The sequence below is a fragment of the Methanolinea mesophila genome, from assembly GCF_017873855.1.
Classification (GTDB): domain Archaea; phylum Halobacteriota; class Methanomicrobia; order Methanomicrobiales; family Methanospirillaceae; genus Methanolinea_B; species Methanolinea_B mesophila.
Genome location: NZ_JAGGKR010000001.1, coordinates 377,141 through 394,497 on the forward strand (window position 1 = coordinate 377,141; position 17,357 = coordinate 394,497).

At 58.7% G+C, this 17,357-nt stretch carries 20 protein-coding genes; 6 read left to right on the forward strand and 14 right to left on the reverse strand.

Annotated features, from left to right (window positions below; all coding sequences use genetic code 11):
- Window positions 1-91 precede the first annotated feature (91 nt).
- Window positions 92-1,222: a hypothetical protein gene (locus J2741_RS01785; protein WP_209673341.1), complete on the reverse strand. Its 1,131-nt coding sequence runs from the start codon at window positions 1,220-1,222 to the stop codon at window positions 92-94.
- A gap of 226 nt (window positions 1,223-1,448) precedes the next feature.
- Here J2741_RS01785 and J2741_RS01790 point away from each other — a divergent pair, with 226 nt between their 5' ends.
- Window positions 1,449-2,438, forward strand: a complete 990-nt coding sequence (locus J2741_RS01790) for an archaeosine biosynthesis radical SAM protein RaSEA (protein WP_209673342.1) — start codon at window positions 1,449-1,451, stop codon at window positions 2,436-2,438.
- 400 nt (window positions 2,439-2,838) lie between these two features.
- On the opposite strand, the gene J2741_RS01795 is transcribed toward J2741_RS01790, so the two are convergent.
- The 3 genes from J2741_RS01795 to J2741_RS01805 all read right to left on the reverse strand — a co-directional run bounded on the left by J2741_RS01795 (window position 2,839) and on the right by J2741_RS01805 (window position 5,729).
- Complete coding sequence (locus J2741_RS01795; protein ID WP_209673343.1) at window positions 2,839-4,077, reverse strand: ornithine cyclodeaminase; 1,239 nt, start codon at window positions 4,075-4,077, stop codon at window positions 2,839-2,841.
- A 114-nt stretch (window positions 4,078-4,191) separates the two neighbouring features.
- On the reverse strand, window positions 4,192-4,794 hold the full coding sequence (locus J2741_RS01800) for an NTP transferase domain-containing protein (protein ID WP_209673344.1): 603 nt from the start codon (window positions 4,792-4,794) through the stop codon (window positions 4,192-4,194).
- Complete coding sequence (locus tag J2741_RS01805; RefSeq protein ID WP_245249341.1) at window positions 4,782-5,729, reverse strand: pyridoxal phosphate-dependent aminotransferase; 948 nt, start codon at window positions 5,727-5,729, stop codon at window positions 4,782-4,784. Before J2741_RS01805 ends, J2741_RS01800 begins: the two co-directional genes overlap by 13 nt.
- A 265-nt stretch (window positions 5,730-5,994) precedes the next feature.
- Here J2741_RS01805 and J2741_RS01810 point away from each other — a divergent pair, with 265 nt between their 5' ends.
- From J2741_RS01810 to J2741_RS01825, 4 genes are all read left to right on the forward strand, one after another.
- Window positions 5,995-6,171 (forward strand): ribbon-helix-helix domain-containing protein, encoded by a 177-nt coding sequence (locus tag J2741_RS01810; RefSeq protein ID WP_209673346.1) that lies wholly within the window; start codon window positions 5,995-5,997, stop codon window positions 6,169-6,171.
- 16 nt (window positions 6,172-6,187) lie between these two features.
- On the forward strand, window positions 6,188-7,345 hold the full coding sequence (ftsZ, locus tag J2741_RS01815) for a cell division protein FtsZ (protein WP_209673347.1): 1,158 nt from the start codon (window positions 6,188-6,190) through the stop codon (window positions 7,343-7,345).
- Between the two features lie 490 nt (window positions 7,346-7,835).
- On the forward strand, window positions 7,836-8,696 hold the full coding sequence (locus J2741_RS01820; RefSeq protein WP_209673348.1) for a coiled-coil protein: 861 nt from the start codon (window positions 7,836-7,838) through the stop codon (window positions 8,694-8,696).
- 61 nt (window positions 8,697-8,757) lie between these two features.
- The gene (locus J2741_RS01825; protein WP_209673349.1) at window positions 8,758-9,885 is read left to right on the forward strand and encodes a DUF373 family protein; all 1,128 of its coding nucleotides are present in this window, start codon (window positions 8,758-8,760) and stop codon (window positions 9,883-9,885) included.
- 771 nt (window positions 9,886-10,656) lie between these two features.
- Here J2741_RS01825 and J2741_RS01830 read toward each other — a convergent pair.
- The 8 genes from J2741_RS01830 to J2741_RS01865 all read right to left on the reverse strand — a co-directional run bounded on the left by J2741_RS01830 (window position 10,657) and on the right by J2741_RS01865 (window position 15,292).
- Window positions 10,657-11,103, reverse strand: coding sequence for a hypothetical protein (locus J2741_RS01830; protein ID WP_209673350.1), 447 nt, complete (start codon window positions 11,101-11,103; stop codon window positions 10,657-10,659).
- 187 nt (window positions 11,104-11,290) lie between these two features.
- Window positions 11,291-11,566 (reverse strand): DNA-binding protein Alba, encoded by a 276-nt coding sequence (gene albA, locus J2741_RS01835; protein WP_209673351.1) that lies wholly within the window; start codon window positions 11,564-11,566, stop codon window positions 11,291-11,293.
- 10 nt (window positions 11,567-11,576) lie between these two features.
- On the reverse strand, window positions 11,577-12,593 hold the full coding sequence (gene asd, locus J2741_RS01840; protein ID WP_209673352.1) for an aspartate-semialdehyde dehydrogenase: 1,017 nt from the start codon (window positions 12,591-12,593) through the stop codon (window positions 11,577-11,579).
- Window positions 12,594-12,636: 43 nt separating this feature from the next.
- Window positions 12,637-12,810, reverse strand: a complete 174-nt coding sequence (locus tag J2741_RS01845) for an indolepyruvate ferredoxin oxidoreductase subunit alpha (RefSeq protein ID WP_209673353.1) — start codon at window positions 12,808-12,810, stop codon at window positions 12,637-12,639.
- 70 nt (window positions 12,811-12,880) lie between these two features.
- Window positions 12,881-13,648, reverse strand: coding sequence for a 4-hydroxy-tetrahydrodipicolinate reductase (gene dapB / locus J2741_RS01850; RefSeq protein WP_209673354.1), 768 nt, complete (start codon window positions 13,646-13,648; stop codon window positions 12,881-12,883).
- Window positions 13,641-14,516 carry a 4-hydroxy-tetrahydrodipicolinate synthase gene (dapA, locus tag J2741_RS01855; protein ID WP_209673355.1) on the reverse strand — a complete coding sequence of 292 codons (876 nt, stop codon included), beginning with the start codon at window positions 14,514-14,516 and terminating at the stop codon, window positions 13,641-13,643. The genes dapB and dapA overlap by 8 nt, the downstream gene beginning before the upstream one ends.
- A gap of 8 nt (window positions 14,517-14,524) precedes the next feature.
- Entirely contained in the window at window positions 14,525-14,716 is a 192-nt protein-coding gene (locus J2741_RS01860) for a 30S ribosomal protein S17e (RefSeq protein ID WP_209673356.1), read from the reverse strand.
- 21 nt (window positions 14,717-14,737) lie between these two features.
- Window positions 14,738-15,292, reverse strand: a complete 555-nt coding sequence (locus J2741_RS01865; RefSeq protein ID WP_245249343.1) for a thiamine-phosphate synthase family protein — start codon at window positions 15,290-15,292, stop codon at window positions 14,738-14,740.
- Between the two features lie 94 nt (window positions 15,293-15,386).
- Between J2741_RS01865 and J2741_RS01870 the strand changes: the two genes are divergently transcribed.
- Complete coding sequence (locus tag J2741_RS01870) at window positions 15,387-15,563, forward strand: hypothetical protein (RefSeq protein WP_209673357.1); 177 nt, start codon at window positions 15,387-15,389, stop codon at window positions 15,561-15,563.
- On the opposite strand, the gene priL is transcribed toward J2741_RS01870, so the two are convergent.
- Window positions 15,544-16,563 carry a DNA primase regulatory subunit PriL gene (gene priL, locus J2741_RS01875; protein WP_209673358.1) on the reverse strand — a complete coding sequence of 340 codons (1,020 nt, stop codon included), beginning with the start codon at window positions 16,561-16,563 and terminating at the stop codon, window positions 15,544-15,546. The genes J2741_RS01870 and priL overlap by 20 nt on opposite strands.
- Window positions 16,564-17,307, reverse strand: coding sequence for a DNA polymerase sliding clamp (locus J2741_RS01880; protein ID WP_209673359.1), 744 nt, complete (start codon window positions 17,305-17,307; stop codon window positions 16,564-16,566).
- Window positions 17,308-17,357: the final 50 nt, after the last annotated feature.

Consider the following 17,357-nt stretch of genomic DNA (forward strand, 5'->3'; position numbering starts at 1 on the left):
ATCTGTTGACACTATACCCGTGCTGGATATCTTCACACAAAAGAATGAATTCCCGGGAAATCCGGCATCTCTACGCCGGAAAGAAAAAGAATTATCTGTGTTTCATCCGGTACGCCACGAGCAGCCCGCAGGCCCCGAGCGCCACCAGGATGAGGGGGAGGGGAAGGGGCGACTGGGTGGTGGGCGACGCGGTGGGCTCGAACGTCGCGGGCACCCCGGTGGCCACGACCACCGCGGTCGCTCCCTCGGCGGAGAGCGTCACGATCCCCTGGTCCGACATCCGGTAGGGATAGACCTTGATCGGGACGGTGTCGCCGATGCCCTGGAGGGTGACCGATTCACCCTCGAGCTGGCCCATGAGGTTCACCTTCTGGACGACCCCCGAGGGGTCGGGGTACTCGATGACCCAGTCGACTCCCGAGGAGGTGTACACCTTCACCGGACCGGTCCCGGTGGTCACCAGGAAATACGCCGGGTTGTCGTAGGACGAGGTGGTCGTCGCGGAGAGGGCCGGAGCGGACGTCGGGACGGTGGTGGGGATGGTGGTCGCCACGGTCTTTTCGTATACCGTGAAGGTCACCGTGCCGATGTAGCCCTTCGCGTCGGTGAAACTCACCTCGTAGGTCCCCTCCTTCGTGATCGGCACGTTCTGGGAGAACGACCCGTCCTCGCCCGTCTTGATGTACTGGGGCCCGAAGACGGTCGTCTCGTCCGGGCCGATCACGCTGATCTGTACTCCGGAGTTCCCGAGGCCGGTGATCGAACCCCGGACGCTCAGTACCCCGGTGTTCTCCTGCTTCATCGGGCTCTTGATCACGATCTCGTCGGTCCGGTCGGTGATCTGGACCACTCTCATGGTGACGGAATCCCCGAGGTACGAGATCCCCGTGCCTGTCGCTACAGGGACCTCCACCTTGTACTGGCCTTTCTCGAGGTTCTTGGTATCGAAGATCACCGTGAATACCTTGTCGGCCTGGATGGTGACCGTCTGGCGGGAGAGCTCCTCCGAAGTATACTGCGACCGGTAGAGCACGATATCCACGCTCACCCCGGGCGGGAGCGTGGTCGTCCCGTTGACGACCAGGGGCTGGCCCTTGGGAAGACTCGTCGGCGCATCGATGATGATCTCGTATGCCATCGCCGGGACCACCAGGAGCAGGACCGCTATGATGATTAGGGATATCTTCGGGATCCCCGAAGAGGCGCTGCGCGTTGCCTTCATATTATACCCTCGTGTTTACTGGAACTGGTTGTATGAACCGTGGTCTTTCCGGGACACCCGCGAGAGCGCTGTCTGTTACGGGAGGAAAGACCGCCACACTTGTAATAGCTTCTCGTTCTGCAATTGAATACCTTTCCGGTTCTACCAATCCATCCCGCGTCGGATACCGGGATAATGTGCAGGAACTGCGGAAGGTAAATACAAAGAGACCGAATCATTACCGGATATGAGCACGTCCGGGCCCCTGGAAAAGCCCCTCGCCTCGTGGCGGGGAAAAGACCGCCACCGGGAAGAGATCCTCGAGTCCCTTACCGTGATTCTCCGGACCGGAGGGTGTGCGTGGAACCGGTGCAGGATGTGCAGCTACCGGCACGAGCGGTACGCTCCCGGGACCGGAAGGCCGCTCGATGCACTCCTCTGCTCCCAGCTCGCCTGGATCGACGCGAACTACGATCTTGCGGAGGTGCAGATGGTGAAGGTCTACACCTCGGGAAGTTTCTTCGACCCGGCCGAGGTCCCCCCGCCGGTATGGGAGCGGGCAGGGAAGCTCTTCTCCGGCAAGGTGGTCATCGCCGAGACCAGGCCCGAATACGTCCGGGAAGAGACCGTCGCCGCGTTCCGGGACGCCATCGATACCGGCGACTGGGACCGGCCGTTCTACGTGGCCATGGGCCTCGAGACCACAAACGATGACATCCGGGAGAAGTCGATCCAGAAAGGGTTCACCATGGAGGACTTCCGCCGGGCGGTGGGAGCGGCCCGGAGCGGCGGTGCGGGCGTCAAGGCCTATCTCCTCCATAAACCCCTGTTCCTCACCGAGCGGGAGGCGGTGGAGGACATGAACCGGTCCATCCGGGAGATCGAAGGGCTCGCGGACATCATCTCCATGAACCCCTGTTCAGTGCAGCGGCGGACCGAGCTCGAACGGTACTGGAAGAAGGGGGAGTACCGGCCCCCGTACCTCTGGAGTGTGCTCGCAATCCTCCTGGACTCGCCGGTGCACGTGCAGTGCGACCCGGTGGGAGGCGGGTACTCCCGGGGGGCCCACAACTGCGGGGCCTGCGACAAGGAGATCACCCGGGGGATCCGGGACTATACCCTGAACGGAGACCGGGACCTGCTCGCAAACCTCTTCGGGCAGGACTGCGGGTGCAAAAAAGAGTGGGAGTTCGTGATGGAGCACGAGCGCCCGTACTGCATGCCCCTCACGAGATAGGTCGGGACGGAATATTCCGGCGGTGTGAACGCCCTGTTTTTTTCCTGGCATTCCCGGGGTTTCCGACCCTGCCATCGGCAGCTCATCGATGCGGTATCCTTGAAACTGGGTAACCCGAAATGATCTTCCGGCTGTCGGTACGTGAGGTTCGTTCACTCTCGCCCGGCACTCCCCATCAGAACCGACGACAGCCCAGGCATATTCATTCCCGTATACCTTCGCCGCTCCGGACGCCCGGCTGATCCAGCCCTTCATTGCATGAATTCAAGAAAAAAGTGTTTAGTCTGCTGCACTCACAGGAACGGGGCGAAGACTACCTGAAAGTCGCGCACCTCTCCGCGTCAGACCTGGTGAAGACCCAGGGTCCGGCACTCCATTATATGATTTCGAAAAAAGATGGTTATTCTTCTGTTTCGCCGCTCTGGAGGTCGAGCTGTTTCAAGAGCAGGGGGAGGAAGGTCCCCGCGTCGCTCACCACCCCGATCGCCTGCATCGTGCCCCGGTCCATCAGCTTGGTCACCGAGGAGGGGTTGATGTCCACGCAGATCGTCTTGACGTACGAGGGCAGGCAGTTCCCCACCGCTACGGAGTGGAGGAGGGTCGCGACCATCAGGACCAGTCCCACGTCCTTGATCTCCTCCCGCATCCGGTCCTGGGCGACCATCACGTCGGTGATCACGTCGGGGAGGGGCCCGTCGTCCCGGATCGACCCCGCGAGCACGAAGGGCACGTCGTTCTTCACGCACTCGTACATTATACCTCCCGTGATCACCCCGTTCTCGACGGCTTTTCTGATCGACCCCGCCCGCATCACCTCGCTGATGGCGTAGAGATGGTGCTTGTGCCCCCCGGTGACCGGTTTTCCGGTGCACATATTCATCCCGAGCGAGGTTCCGAAGAGGTTGTACTCGATGTCGTGGGTGGCGAGGGCGTTCCCCGCGAGGAGGACGTTGATGTAACCCTTCCGCACCAGCTCCGCCGTCGCCCGGTCCGCCCCGGTGTGGATGATGGCGGGCCCGCCCACGAGGGCGATCCTCTCGCCCCGGCGCCGGATCTCCAGGATCTCGGACGCTATCTGGGAGATGATCGTCTCGCTCGGGCGCTCGGGGGAGACCGTCCCGTGCATGAACTCGAAGGTGGAGACCTTCCTCGGCCGTTCGGGGGGGACCACCTTCACCCCGGTCTCGCCCACTACCACGCAGTCGCCTTTCTTCAGCTTGGAGAGCGGGGTGCAGCGTGCGGCCATGGCCCCGGGGTCGACGACGATCAGGCAGTCCATCTCGATCCACTGGACCGGGAGCCATTCTCCCCGGAACTTGACCAGGGTCGGGTGGTGGGTGGTGGAATAGAATCCCTTGGGCACGATGGAATTTCCCTCCGCAGGCACTATGGCGACGTCCTTGATCTCCAGGAGGCGGGCCCCGAAGCGGTGTATCTCCGAGAGGATCTGGTCGAGTTGTGCGTCGTCGTCCGCGTTGACCCGGAGACGCGCATAGCTCGGGTCGGTCTTCCGCTTCCCCACGTCGAAGATGACGATCTCGAAATTTCCGCCTAAGTCCATTATCCTGTCAAAAACCCTGGTCATGATGCCCGAGTCGATAATGTGCCCCTCGAGCTCGACCTCCCTGGACGCCTGCATATGGTATAGAATCTGTGGCGATTGTTTATATATTTCGCTGAAAAAACACAGGAATTTTCCCGGAAATTCAATTAAAAGGATTTAGGTGCGTATCCGGGTTCGGGCAGAACGATCTTACCCTTCTCCCCGGTCGCGGACGAGCGACTGCACCAGGCCGAGCTCCTCCCGGGTATTGATATTGAATACCAGCCTCCGGGAACGGACCAGTACCCGCACCTCGTCCTGGACCTCGGAGATCCGGTCCCCCCTGAGAATATTGATCCCCGCCGGGCACGCGTCCGTCCCCTCGATGATCTCCCGGTAGACCGCCCGGCACCCTTCTCCGAGCACCATGTCGTGGGGGACCCATACCGAGCAGGCGTCCTTCCCGGACGCGAGGTACCGGTCCCGGACCTCCCGGATTATCCCCGGCGTGAGGCAGGGGAGGTCGGAGACCGAGGTGAAGAGCGGTCCCTGCTCCTCAAGCGTCTCCACCGCGTGGACCAGGTCTTCCACGTAGCCCTCCCCTCCGGCGGTAAGATGGGGGATGCCCCGTGCACGGCACCAGTTATGGGTATACGGGGTGCGGGGAGAGAGGACCACGACCGGTTCGCACCCCGCCTCCCCGAATGCATCGATGACCCGCTCTATCATGGTCCTCCCTCCGATGGTGACCAGCGGTTTCTCGCCGAGCTCGAGCCGGCTCCCGCTCCCTCCTGCCAGGATCAGGGCAAGCATTCCGAAAGCGCCCCGATGAGCAGTTCGTTCTCTTCCCGTGTCCGTATCGCAAAACGGATCGAACGGGGCAGGCCGAACGAGTGGCAGTCCCTGACCAGGACCCCGTGCCTCTGCAGGTCTTCGCAGACCGGTGCCGCGTCGGTCGCGAGCTCGATGAGAATGAAGTTCGCCCGCGAGGGGGTGACCCGGACCGGGAGATCCGCGAGCCGGGAATAGAGCCACTCCCGCTCCGCCTCGATGTATCTCCGGGACTCTTCCAGTTCGTGATAATGGGCGAACGCGAGCAGGGCATAGTGCTCCGCGTAGGCGTTCACGCTCCACGGGGGGCGGGTCGCCTCGATCCGGGCGACCAGGTCGGGGTCGCCGAACCCGTACCCGAACCTGATCCCCGGGATCGAGAAGCTCTTGGTGAGCGACCTGAGGATGAAGAGGGACGGGTCCCTATGCCCGACCATGCTCTGGCCGGGGTCGGAGAGCTCTATGAACGCTTCATCAAGGAACAGCATTCCGCCCGCATCGGCGACCGGGGAGAGCATCGCCTCCACATCCGTGGAGGGAAGGAGGACCCCCGTGGGATTGTTGGGGTTGCAGAGGAACGTCACCGCCGGGTCACGGGTCCCGTCAGCAGGAACCGCTCCGGCGAGCCGGGCGGAATACTCGTACTCCCCGAAAGTCGGGGCGGGGATCCGCACCCGGTCCCCGGGAGAGAGCACGCAGGAGCAGAACACCCGGATCAGTTCTATCGACCCGTTTCCCACTGCGATCTCGTCCACGCGCCGGTGGAAGAGCCTCCCGATCGTCTCCTTGAGCACCGTGTACCCGTCGTCGGGATAGTACTCCAGGTCCCTTTGATCGAGGACCGGGTCCAGCCGGGGTGGCCGCGGGTTCAGACTTGCACTGAAGTCTATTACGGAAATACCCTCGGATTCACGCAATTTTTTTACGGTTCCCCCATGATGTACCTTATCAGAAATGATATCCCTCAAAACCGGACCTCGTCTGGAGAAAGGTTGTCCACCCCGGGACATTAAGGTAATTACCCCCTTTTCCGCCCCTCCGGGAAACCGGCAGGTTTATATAATATTATGTTGTAGTAGGAATCATCTGGTTAAAGTCAGACAAATGTAACCTCTCTGACTGACACATGTCAGACAAATGTCAGACAAACGTCACATAAGAGGTTCAGGAGACACAAGACACATGAAACGAATCACCCTCAGACTGCCCGACCAGCAGATCGAGATGCTGGAACAGATGGTGGAGGCAGGGGAGTTCCCCACCATCTCTGAAGCAGTGAGGGATGCCGTCCGGCAGCTCATCGAGAAACGGGCAGGCCGTGTCTTAAAAGAAAGTGACCAGGTGACATTCAAGGTTTAGGAGGGTTTAACGCAAAATGCAGACTATCATCAACGAGGCGTTAAAAAACGCAGAGCTTGAGAAGGAGATGCAGGCTCCGGGCAGTGCCATCGAAGACGACATGATCGGCCAGCCCAGGATCGTGATCATCGGGTGCGGAGGTGCCGGGAACAACACCATCAACCGCCTTCACCACATGGGGGTTGCGGGTGCCGAAACTATCGCCATCAACACGGACAAGCAGCACCTGGACATGATCCAGGCCGACAAGAGAGTACTCATCGGGAAATCCCTCACCAAGGGACTCGGTGCAGGCGGGTACCCCGACGTGGGACGCAGGGCCGCCGAGATGGCACGCCCCACCCTCGAGGCCATCCTCGAGTCCGCCGACCTCTGTTTCGTGACCGCCGGTATGGGTGGAGGAACCGGTACCGGGTCCGCACCCGTGGTCGCCCAGATCGCAAAGGAGCAGGGCGCCATCGTGGTCGGAATGGTCAGCTACCCCTTCCAGGTCGAGAAGGCCCGGCTCATCCGTGCCGAGGAAGGCATGGAATCGCTCTCGTCCGCCGCGGACTCGGTCATTGTCCTCGACAACAACAGGCTCAAAAATTTTGTGCCCAACCTCCCACTCGGCCAGGCGTTCTCGGTCATGGACCAGCTCATCGGGGAGACGGTGAAGGGAATCAGTGAAACCATCACCCAGCCCTCGCTGATCAACATCGACTACGCCGACGTTCGGGCCATCATGAGCAAGGGAGGTGTCGCGGTGATGCTGGTAGGCGAGAGCAAGCAGCAGAACAAGGCCGAGAGCGTGGTCAGGGAGTGCCTCTCCAACCCCATGCTGGACATCGACTACCGGGGCGCAACCGGGAGCCTGATCCACATCACCGGGGGGAGCGACCTCACCCTGACCGACGCCGAGGAGATCGCCTCTTCGCTCACCTACGAACTCGACCCCCATGCGGACGTGATCTGGGGAGCCCGGATCCGGAACGACATGGAAGGCAAAGTCCGTGTCCTCGCCATCATGACCGGGGTCAAGAACGGCAACCTGATGGGCACCAGGCAGTCCTACAAGTCTGTCCTGGAAGAACTCGACCAGAAGAAAGAGAACCCGAAGGTCCCCGCCCTGCCCAAGAACCGCAAGGCACGGGACTTCACCAGCGGAGGAAACTTACTGGAGTGGGTAGGGTAACCCGACACACGAACTGCAGCACACCTTGATCGAAACACAATAAAATCTGCCACCATTAACAACGGAATATACGCGGCCCGGGGTAAGGACTGCCACCCCGATCCCCGGGCCCCTTTTTTCAGTCTCGAAACTTTTAATATTCCCGGTGTCTTTTAAATAATAGAAAATCGCTGAGTAATCCCTCAGGTAAAAGAATCGTTAAGGGCTGCACTTTTAAGGATTTTCTGCAGTTCCCGGGCACCGGACGTCGAACATGAAGGACAGACAGTTGAACATAAGGCAGAATTCACACCCCGCAGGGTATTCTTTTCGGACCGCCACTTTGCAGGATGCGAAGACGCATCCGTTGCCAGTATGCGGCACCCCCGTGGCGGGTAATTCCGGCCGGACACACGTTCCTGTATCAGATTTCCTGTTCAACAGCACCGCTGCCATCTTCACGCGAGGGATACAGAAGGCCAGGACCCGACGGTCGAGGACGTGGTAGAGCATGTTGAATGAATTGATTGAAAAAAGAAAGAAGATTCTTGCCGAGTCTGAACAGCACAAAAACCGAAGAAATGAGCTCAACGCCGAAGCGAGCAAGTTTGCACGGGAGCGGAACACCCTCAACAACCAGACCCGCGAGTTTGTTGAAGAGGCCCAGAAGAACAAGGAGCTCCGTGACCACTACAATAACGAAGTCCAGTCGTTAAAAGACGAACGGAACAAGATCAACGAAGAAGCAAACAGTTACTTCGACGAGATCGAGAGCTTCAAGAAGGAGCACGGCGGCCTTCGCACCCGGGGAATCAAGGAACTCCAGAAACAGATCGAGCACCTCGAGTTTCGCCAGCAGACCGAAGTAATCAGCACCGACAAGGAACGGGAGCTGATCGAGAAGATCAAGCAGATGAAGGACTCCATGCGGGAGCAGGAGGCCGAGCTCGAGCAGAACAAGGAGATCAAGACCAAGATCACCCAGGCGAGGGACTACCGGAAACAGGCCTCCGACCTCCACGCCAAGGTGACCGAGATGGCCGAGCTCGCCCAGAAGCACCACGACCTGATGGTGGAGTCCTACCGTAACGCCGACAAGTCCCGCGAGGAGGCGGACGTCTCCCACAAGAATTTTGTCGAGGCCCAGGAGGCCGCGGACGCAGAGCACAAGTATTTCATCGCCTGCCAGAAAGAACTCCGCGACTACGACAAGGTCATCTCCGGGCTCCGCAAGAAGACCAAGAAGACCAAGGTCACGAAAGAGCAGAAGGCGGTCCGGAAGGAGGCAGAAAACCTCTTCAAGATGTTCCGTGCCGGTGAGAAACTCACCACCGACGATATCCTGCTCCTTCAGCGTTCAAAACTGATATAACCCACTTTTTTCATTCCCGGCAAAGGAATTATTTAATAGATTCATTGCGATTTCTATAGTGATGCAACAGGGGCGCACTCTTGTCCTAAGCGTCGATCGCGATGATGATATTGGGTTTAAAGCCAATGTAGCCAGCCCCGTCATCGGGCGCGAAGCGTGCCTGAATGCCGCGACCAGCCTTGGGCTCGCCGATGCCGAGGATTCCGACGTGAACGCCATCTTCCAGGCGATCAGGATCTACGACGACCTCAAGGCGAAAGGAGAGGACGTCGAGGTCGCGGTCGTCGCCGGAAACCATATGCACATGATCGAGGGGGACCGAAAGATCGCCGCCACCCTCGGCGAGGTGGTGAGGTCCACCGGCGCAACGAACTGCATCGTCGTGACCGACGGCGCGGAGGACGAGTTCGTGGTGCCGGTGATCCAGTCCCAGATCCCGGTCACGAGCATCCGGAGGGTCATCGTGAGCCAGATCCCGAACCTGGAGGGGACCTACTATATTATCAAGAAACTCTTCAACGACCCCAAGATCTCCCGGCTTGTGCTCATCCCCCTGGGCCTCGCGCTGCTCCTCTGGGCAATAACCTACCTGATAGGATATCCGCAGATCGCTGCCATCACCGTCGCAGGGGCAATAGGGATTTATCTCCTCTACCGCGGGCTCGGGCTCGACGACCTGTTCAAGGGCTTCATGGCGGCATTGCGCACCTCGCTCACCAGGGGCAAGTTCTCCTTTGTCACGTACATCGCGGGAATACTGCTGGTGATTACCGGGGTCGCGCTGGGACTGATGAATATCCTGGTCTACTACGCCGAGGTGGGGTATCTGCTCTATTTCCTGATCTTCATGTACGGGGCCGTGTTGTGGATCGCACTCGCAGGAATCGTATCCTCTATTGGGATCATCATCGACAATTTCTTCTACGACCGGCAGAGCCTTGCAAAAGTCATCGTATTCCCCTTCTTTATCGGAGCGGTGGGCCTTATCACCTACGGAGCGAGCATTTACGGGCTCGCGACGAACAATATCCCCGATTTCCCCTATACCACGGGAACTGCGCTCCAGTACATCATAATGGGGACGGTGGGAGGCCTCATCTGCGTCTTTGCCGGGGTCGGAGTCCAGTACCTGGTCAACCGCTACCTGGTCAATCCCCGGCCGGCCGAGAAGATCATCGACTCCATATGAGTGGATGAGCCATCTTCTTTTTCCGTTCAGGCGATCGGATTCGTTACGTTGTTTTCTCCTGCCCGGATGCGGAAAAAGCACTGCCGGCAAAAAAGAACTTCGATGTAATCCGACCGGATGAGTCATCCTCATTTTCCGCCAACAGTCCGTGGTTTACGTACCTGTCTTCATCCTGCCCGGACGGCTGAAAAACACTGCCGGCAGAAAGGAAGTCGATGTAATCCGACCGGATGAGTGGTCCTCATTTTCCGCCAACCGTCCGTGGTTTACGTACCTGTCTTCATCCTGCCCGGATGCTGAAAAAACCCTGCCGCCGAGAAGATCATCGACCCGAACTGACCGATAGGCCATTTTCTTTTTCCGGCTATGGGTCCGCGTTCACGTTACGTACCATTATTCCGCCCGGACAAGGAAACCCCGGCCGGACGAAAAGAGCATCGATCTACGCATTTCTTTTTTTTTGGTACGCGGTTGGGTGGCCTGCTCGATCGTGCTCCGATCCTGCACCCTGTCTTATCCGGAATAATTCTCCTTTTCGGGGTCACACGAAGTGATCAGTAATCTGAGGTCTTCCATCCGGAATGGTACTGGCGGGCAAAACCAGAAATGTTCGCACCCTCACCTGAACGAATGAATTAATCCATATGCTTCAGTTTCGGGACCGGTCGCATTCCCCGACTTTTTCTTTATGCTCTCCGACGGTGCAGGGATAGTACCGCCATAATTACGTCAAAACCAGGATATCAGGAAGGCATCAGAGAAAAGATCCGGTTACGAGTCGAAATACCCGATCCCGTTGGAGATGTTGTCGGTATAGGAATATTCCCGGGTCAGTTGCGGGGTTCTCACCGTGAGGGAGGGGATGATCACGTTGAAACGGTGCTCCGGGAACCAGTAGATCCCCCGCCCGTAGTCATAGGAGACATCGTCCACCTGGAGCCGTGCCTGGTCCATCTCGATGTAGGTCACCTTCGCGTCCTCGTAGTTGAGGACACGGAGCAGCCTGTTCTTCAGGTCCTGCTTCCCCAGGAGGAGGACGAGCAGGCGGGTGGGCTCGTCGAGCGTATAGTTTATCTGGATCTCGGCACGGTCTTTGACAAGGTTGATGTCAACGGACTGGACCGTGATGTATCCATACTTCTCCTCATTCACCGCGAGTACAGGTGCTGTCAGGCCAAAAAGAAAAAGGCACAGTACCGCGATGGTCCCGCCTCTCATTGGTATAACTATGCAATCCGTATTCTTATATCCTTTCTGGTAGTTCCATGATCCAAATCAGGAGTGATATATTGCACCGATTGGTTAAACAGTCTCAATTATTTGTTTTCAAAAAACATGGCTCCACGTAGGGAAGCAGGGGCGAACGGACCCGGCCCGGTCTCGCCCCCGTAAAAAGATGAGAGATTTACTTCTGGTTCGCCAGGATTATCTCGATGCTCGAGACGTTGGTCTTCCCACTCTCGGTATCGATGATCTCGGTGGAGGTGAAGATCTCTTTCTTGTTCACCCCGTCCAGGAATCGGTTCAAGGCGATCTCCGCAGTATCCACCGCCCTGGAAATGGCTTTTCCCCGTGCCTTTATGGCCACTTCTTCGGCTCCGTTGTTGAACTGTGTAACCACTGCGAGAACATAGTTCATTACTGGTTTGTTCCCTACGAACACTGTGTTATCCTTTAACATCGTCAATCCCTTAGAGGTATTTCTTGCTGTAGATCAGTTCCGCGTTCAGTACGGAGGCGCCGGCCGCCCCGCGAATGGTATTATGCCCCATTGCGACGTATCGGAGACCTTCCCGGAGCCTTCCCACGGAAACGGTCATTCCGTTGCCCCGCATGCGGTCAAGCCGGGGCTGGGGCCGGTCGTTCTCGTCCAGGTAGAGCAGCGAGTGATCAGGCTGGGTGGGCAGATCCTTGATCGGGGGGACATAGTCCCTGAATGCGGATTTTACCTTTTCCACGGGCTCCTTTACATCCGCCCACACCGCCATGGTGTGCCCGTCGATCACCGGGACCCGGTTGCAGCTCGCACTCACCCTGAACGGTGCCGGTCTGACGTGGTCCCCGTCGAGGGTTCCCATGATCTTCAATGATTCGGTCTCCATCTTCTGCTCTTCGGCACCGATGTAGGGGACGACATTGTCGAATATCCCCATCGCCGGGATCCCCTGGAACCCGGCCCCCGAGATGGCCTGCATCGTCGCCACCTTGACATCCGAGAACCCGAACCGGGCGAGCGGAGAGAGCGACATCACCAGCATGATGGTGGAGCAGTTCGGGTTGGTCACGATGAACCCGTCGGTCCCTTTGTCCCTCTGCACGTCGATAAGCCCCAGGTGGTCCGGGTTGACCTCGGTGATCACCAGCGGGATGTGGGGTTCCATCCGGTGCGAGCTCGCATTACTGCAGACCCCGATCCCCGCCTTTGCACATTTTGTCTCCACCTCTCCCGCAATTTCAGCGGGCAGGGCGGAGAAGACGAGGTCCACCCCGGAGAGCCCTTCGGGCGTAGTGGGACTTACCGTGATGTCACCGACATTCTCCGGGAAGGGGCAGTCGAGCCGCCAGTTTACGACATCACGGTACCGTTTCCCTGCACTCCTCTCCGAAGCAGTGAGCGTCTTCAAATGGAACCAGGGATGCTCAGCCAGGAGCTGGACAAACCGTTGTCCTACCGCTCCCGTAGCACCAAGCACTCCAACGTCGATCATAGGTAAAAATGCTATTACGTTGGAGTAATTAAAAGGTATGTTTTTATTCGAGCGTTATTGCCTCGGAGGGGCATACGTCGACACAATTTCCACAATCCACACAGAGATCCTTATCGATCTTGGCTTTCTCCTTCTCGATGGTGATCGCGGCCGCAGGGCACTCGTCGACGCAGGTCTCGCATCCGGTACATTTCTCTTCGTTAACCTTTGCAGTCATGGTTACACTTCTTCATTTATTGCCATCGAAAAAAGAAATAGTTTCCATTCGGTCAATATTCCGGAAATTCCTAATGTTTCTTCAGGCCGAGGACCGAGTCCATCCCGTAGATACCCGGCGGTTTTCCGGCCACCCACTTCGCCGCTTTAAGGGCGCCCTGGGCGAACACCGACCGGTCGTACGCCCGGTGGGAGAGGGTGATGGTCTCGAAGTTGCCCGAGAACAGGACCGAGTGGTCACCCACGATGTCACCTCCCCGGATGACATGGACGCCGATCTCCCTTCCCCGCTCCATCATCCCCTCCCTGCCGTAGACCTTATCGCGCTCGCCGAGTTCCTGGTCGAGGATCTGGAGAATCGTCTTTGCGGTGCCGCTCGGGGCGTCCTTCTTGTACCGGTGGTGCGCCTCCAGCACCTCCACGTCGTACTCGGGCAGCATCCTCGCCGCTTCGTGCAGCAACTGCCAGAAGATATTCACCCCTATGGAGAAGTTGCTCGAGATCACCGCAGGCACCTTCCCGGAGATCGCCTGGTCCATTACCGCCCTCTGGGCATCGGAGAACCCGGTCGTACCCACCACGAGGGCGGCGCCGTTCTTTGCGGCGTTCTTCACATTTTCCACCGCTGCAGCCGCAACCGTGAAGTCGATCACCACGTCGGGACGGACCGATTTGAGGAACTCGTCCATCCGGGACGATTCCACCACTTCCGCGCCGAAGAAGGTCCCCGGGCGGACATCCACCCCTCCGACCAGGGTGAAGTCCTTCGATTCGTTGACCAGGCGCCCGATGGTGGTGCCCATCCTTCCCAGGGCCCCGCAGACCACGACCTTAGTCATACTGGCAGAGCACCTCCCTGAGTTGTTCCGTCTTCTTCGCGTCGAGCTCGTCGAGGGGGAGCCTGACCGGGCCCCCGGCCATCCCCAGGAGTTCGACCGCTTTCTTCACCGGGATAGGGTTCGTGTCGATGAACATCGACCGGAACAGGGGCGAGAGCTCGTAGTGCAGGTCGAGGGCCATCTCCAGGTCACCCTCGAGGAAGTAGTCGAACATGGCGACCATTCTCGCCGGCTGGACGTTGGCGGCCACCGATATGACGCCGCCGCCACCGAGCGAGAGGATGGGGAGGGTGAGGTTGTCGTCCCCCGAGATGACCTGGAAGTCCAGGTCGAGGGTCTCCTCGATGATCCGGGATACCTGGCCGATGTCGCCGCTCGCCTCCTTGATCCCCACGATGTTGGGGTGCTCCGCGAGTTCGGCCACCAGGTCGGGGAGGAGGTTCTGGCCCGTCCTTCCCGGGACGTTGTAGGCAACCACCGGGATGTCCAGGTCCGCGAGCCGGTGATAGTGCTTGATCAGCCCGCTCCGGTTCGGCTTGTTGTAGTACGGGCTTATCACCAGCACCCCGTCGGCCCCGAGGTCCCTCGCCGCCCGGGTGAGCCGGACCGCCTCCTCGGTGTTGTTGGACCCGGTTCCGGCGAGGACAGGCACCCTTCCGTTTACCTGGTCGATAGTCGCAGCAATTACCTGATCATGCTCCTCGAAGGAAAGAGTGGCCGACTCTCCGGTCGACCCGCAGGGCACGATCCCGTGCACTCCCTGGCAGACCAGAAACTCGATGTTGGAACGAAGACCCTCAAGGTCAAGGTCCATGCCGGGATTTCTCTGAAAAGGAGTGACGATGGCAGGAAGAACTCCCTCGAACATAAGAGAAATTATGAGTGTCTTCCAGTATTTATCTTTCTTGTGATATATCCCGCAACCCGGTTTCTTACTCTTTTGCTCTCAATGGTGGTGACTTCGCTCACCATCAGCTTGTTGTCGTCGAAATTGTTGGTAAATTTGTTTCCGTAGGTGGAAAGCAGGTCTGTTCCTACCGCTTTGATATAGGTCGGCTTAATTCCCATGAACGATTCCTCAACTTGGTCTTAAATAATGCGTCCTGATAGTTTAATAATATTGTTCGCGACCTCGATGGGGTTTTCCCCCAGGATTCGGATCATCGGCTCCTTCCCCACGGCCCCGCGGTCGAATATCACGTCAGGGACTCCCGTTTTGCAGCAGGACGCCACGCCCCAGTCCATGGTCCGAATCCCGGGGGGTTCATGCGCCCTGTCGAACGAACAGATCTCGAAGAACAGTTCCTCGAGCAACGCGATATTCTCCGGGGAATACCGGATGTTTGCGGCACTCCGGATATCGGGGTCGAACTTCATCGCGGTCAGCACGATCCTCGCCACGTGATCGCTCGCCCCGAACTCCACGGGCCCGACCGCGTGGACCGCTCCCCGCTTCTTCACGATCCTCCCCTCGACTGCCGCCACATCCCCGGGCTCTTTCGCGCCTTTCACCGCGTACGCGATGTTTGAGCCCACCTCGGGGACGAGCGCCGGGGCCATCCGCTGTTCCAGCAGCTCAACCGCCGCCTTCAGGGCGGAGATCACTTCTTCCCGCTCCTCCGATCCCATCTGCACAACCACCATTCATTGACCCGGCACCCTTATTAACTCCGCCGGAACCGGGGAACCGGGCAGAAGAAGGATACCAATATTAGGGATCCGTGCAGAAAATGTGAGCATGGACCCACGCGTGATGGATATCATCTCCGCCCTGGGAGGTTTCATCATCTTCGTACTCCTCCTCGTGTACCTTCCCATGGCGATAACCCCCGCCATCGCCTACGTCATCGCCATCATCATATTCCTGGCGGTCATGAGCGGCGCAGGCTACTATATCAACCGGAGCGCTGCGTAAAGGAAGAGCGCTTCTTTTTTCTGCGGTAGTAGTTGAGCGGGTGGTTCACCTTTCCGCAGATCTCGTCCCTGTTAACGCAGAGCCCGAACGTCCTCATCGAGGCGCACCCCGGTGCGGTGTACTCCGTCCCTCCCCTCCCGGAAATGTGTTCGACCTGGTAGAGGGTCTTTGAGACGTCGAAGTCCGGGGCGCGGCAGTAGAGCTCCACGATCTGGTTTTTATCCATGCCGATGTTGTGGAGGAACGCGGTGAGCGCGAACCTTCCCGCGTGGGTGATGTTCGTCCCCCCGGTGAGCGCGGTGAGGATCGCCTGGATGCAGGGAGGGAAACTCCCCTCCTCGACCTCGCCCATGTCCTCGATGAGCCGCTCCTGGTACGCCGTGGTGATCAGTTCGAGGTAAGGCTGGAGGTCGGCGCAGACCTGCCCGGGCACCTTCAGGGGGAGCTGCCGGGCGAGGATAACCCGAAGCTGCTCCCGGATCAGCTCGTTCATCTCGTCCCGGTTCACCTGCACCCGGCCGGAATCGACCTCGCGGTTGACCAGCCTCCACCGGTCCTCCCGCATCCCGGAGACCATCTCTACATACTGGAACAGGGGGACCGACCTTCCGCTCACGTGGATCCCGAGCGACGAGGCGACCATCTCTTTCTTGTCGTCGTCTTCATCGAGCAGGTACCGGAAGGCCCTCGCCGCCTCGTACCGGCAGAGCCGGTCGATGATCGAACGATCGTCCTGGCATGAGACCAGGACCCTCGCGAGGGCATAGCCCGCGACCTCGAGTTTTACCTCGAACCGCTCGGTAGGGACACGATCCGGGGCCTTCTCTTCCTGAAGGCCGAGCGCATCGGAAACCCTGCCGGTCGCCCGCTTGAGCGCGATCTTTCCCGGGTTCGTCCCGATGAAATCGCCGATGGTGTCCGCGTATTCCCTGATGAACTGCTGTGATTCTTTTAAAAAAGGGTATTTGGCAAAATCTTTCAGTTCCAGGGCGACCTTCATTCAGTCGGCCTCGATCCGGGGTGCGAGGAGGTATTCCACATGGCCGTTGCCGCCGGCGATGTAGAACGAGAACTTGGCGGGGTGGTCGATGCCGAGGTTCAATTCGACTTCTTCCGCGCGGCTCATGACTTTTCCCATGTCCTTCAGGTAGTCGAGGGAGAAGAGGGAGCGGCATTCCGCCCCGTTGATGAAGTTCACTTCGCTCTTCCCGAACTCCCTGCGGATATTGTCGGTATCGCCCTCGGCCGCCATGTAGAACGTGGAGGTGGCCGGCTCGATGCCGAGCGCGATCTTGTCCGAGACGACTGCCGCCGCCTTGATGGCGTTGTTCAAGTCGCTTCCCGGGAGCACCACCTTTCCGGGGAGATCGATGTTCGGGATATTGGGGTCTTTCCGGATGGTATTGGGGTCGAGGAGGGTGATGGAGTACCGGTATCCCTCGAAACTCACCCGCAGCTTGTGGCCGTCTTCGGGGAGTTCCAGGGAGAGAAGCCCTCCTTTTCCCATCATGGAGAAGATATTCTTCATCTTGGCGATGTCCATCCCGAGCTCGTACTTCGTGGCGGAAAAAGACTCGAACGCCTCTTTCTTGAGCTGCATCGAGACCATGGCCACGTTCGCGGTGTCGACCGCCCGGGTGCTCATCCCGTTTTCGTCTATGTGAAGGCGGCTTTCGGTGACCAGGGCTGATACGGCCTCTATCGACTCTTTGAAAATATCTGCATCAATCGTTGCTTTTAACATCGTACACCCCTTATTATCTACCAATATAAACTATATCATCATATTTTTAA

Excerpts from the sequence above, each read along its gene's own strand:
- J2741_RS01810 (WP_209673346.1), top strand. The coding sequence starts at position 5,995 with ATGAAACGAATCACCCTCAGACTGCCCGACCAGCAGATCGAGATGCTG.
- J2741_RS01870 (WP_209673357.1), top strand. The coding sequence starts at position 15,387 with ATGGACCCACGCGTGATGGATATCATCTCCGCCCTGGGAGGTTTCATC.
- J2741_RS01820 (WP_209673348.1), top strand. The coding sequence starts at position 7,836 with ATGTTGAATGAATTGATTGAAAAAAGAAAGAAGATTCTTGCCGAGTCT.
- J2741_RS01825 (WP_209673349.1), top strand. The coding sequence starts at position 8,758 with ATGCAACAGGGGCGCACTCTTGTCCTAAGCGTCGATCGCGATGATGAT.
- priL (WP_209673358.1), bottom strand. The coding sequence starts at position 16,563 with ATGAAGGTCGCCCTGGAACTGAAAGATTTTGCCAAATACCCTTTTTTA.
- albA (WP_209673351.1), bottom strand. The coding sequence starts at position 11,566 with ATGTTAAAGGATAACACAGTGTTCGTAGGGAACAAACCAGTAATGAAC.
- J2741_RS01785 (WP_209673341.1), bottom strand. The coding sequence starts at position 1,222 with ATGAAGGCAACGCGCAGCGCCTCTTCGGGGATCCCGAAGATATCCCTA.
- J2741_RS01795 (WP_209673343.1), bottom strand. The coding sequence starts at position 4,077 with ATGCAGGCGTCCAGGGAGGTCGAGCTCGAGGGGCACATTATCGACTCG.
- asd (WP_209673352.1), bottom strand. The coding sequence starts at position 12,593 with ATGATCGACGTTGGAGTGCTTGGTGCTACGGGAGCGGTAGGACAACGG.
- J2741_RS01790 (WP_209673342.1), top strand. The coding sequence starts at position 1,449 with ATGAGCACGTCCGGGCCCCTGGAAAAGCCCCTCGCCTCGTGGCGGGGA.
- J2741_RS01830 (WP_209673350.1), bottom strand. The coding sequence starts at position 11,103 with ATGAGAGGCGGGACCATCGCGGTACTGTGCCTTTTTCTTTTTGGCCTG.
- dapA (WP_209673355.1), bottom strand. The coding sequence starts at position 14,516 with ATGTTCGAGGGAGTTCTTCCTGCCATCGTCACTCCTTTTCAGAGAAAT.
- J2741_RS01880 (WP_209673359.1), bottom strand. The coding sequence starts at position 17,307 with ATGTTAAAAGCAACGATTGATGCAGATATTTTCAAAGAGTCGATAGAG.
- dapB (WP_209673354.1), bottom strand. The coding sequence starts at position 13,648 with ATGACTAAGGTCGTGGTCTGCGGGGCCCTGGGAAGGATGGGCACCACC.
- J2741_RS01860 (WP_209673356.1), bottom strand. The coding sequence starts at position 14,716 with ATGGGAATTAAGCCGACCTATATCAAAGCGGTAGGAACAGACCTGCTT.
- ftsZ (WP_209673347.1), top strand. The coding sequence starts at position 6,188 with ATGCAGACTATCATCAACGAGGCGTTAAAAAACGCAGAGCTTGAGAAG.
- J2741_RS01845 (WP_209673353.1), bottom strand. The coding sequence starts at position 12,810 with ATGACTGCAAAGGTTAACGAAGAGAAATGTACCGGATGCGAGACCTGC.
- J2741_RS01800 (WP_209673344.1), bottom strand. The coding sequence starts at position 4,794 with ATGCTTGCCCTGATCCTGGCAGGAGGGAGCGGGAGCCGGCTCGAGCTC.
- J2741_RS01865 (WP_245249343.1), bottom strand. The coding sequence starts at position 15,292 with ATGGTGGTTGTGCAGATGGGATCGGAGGAGCGGGAAGAAGTGATCTCC.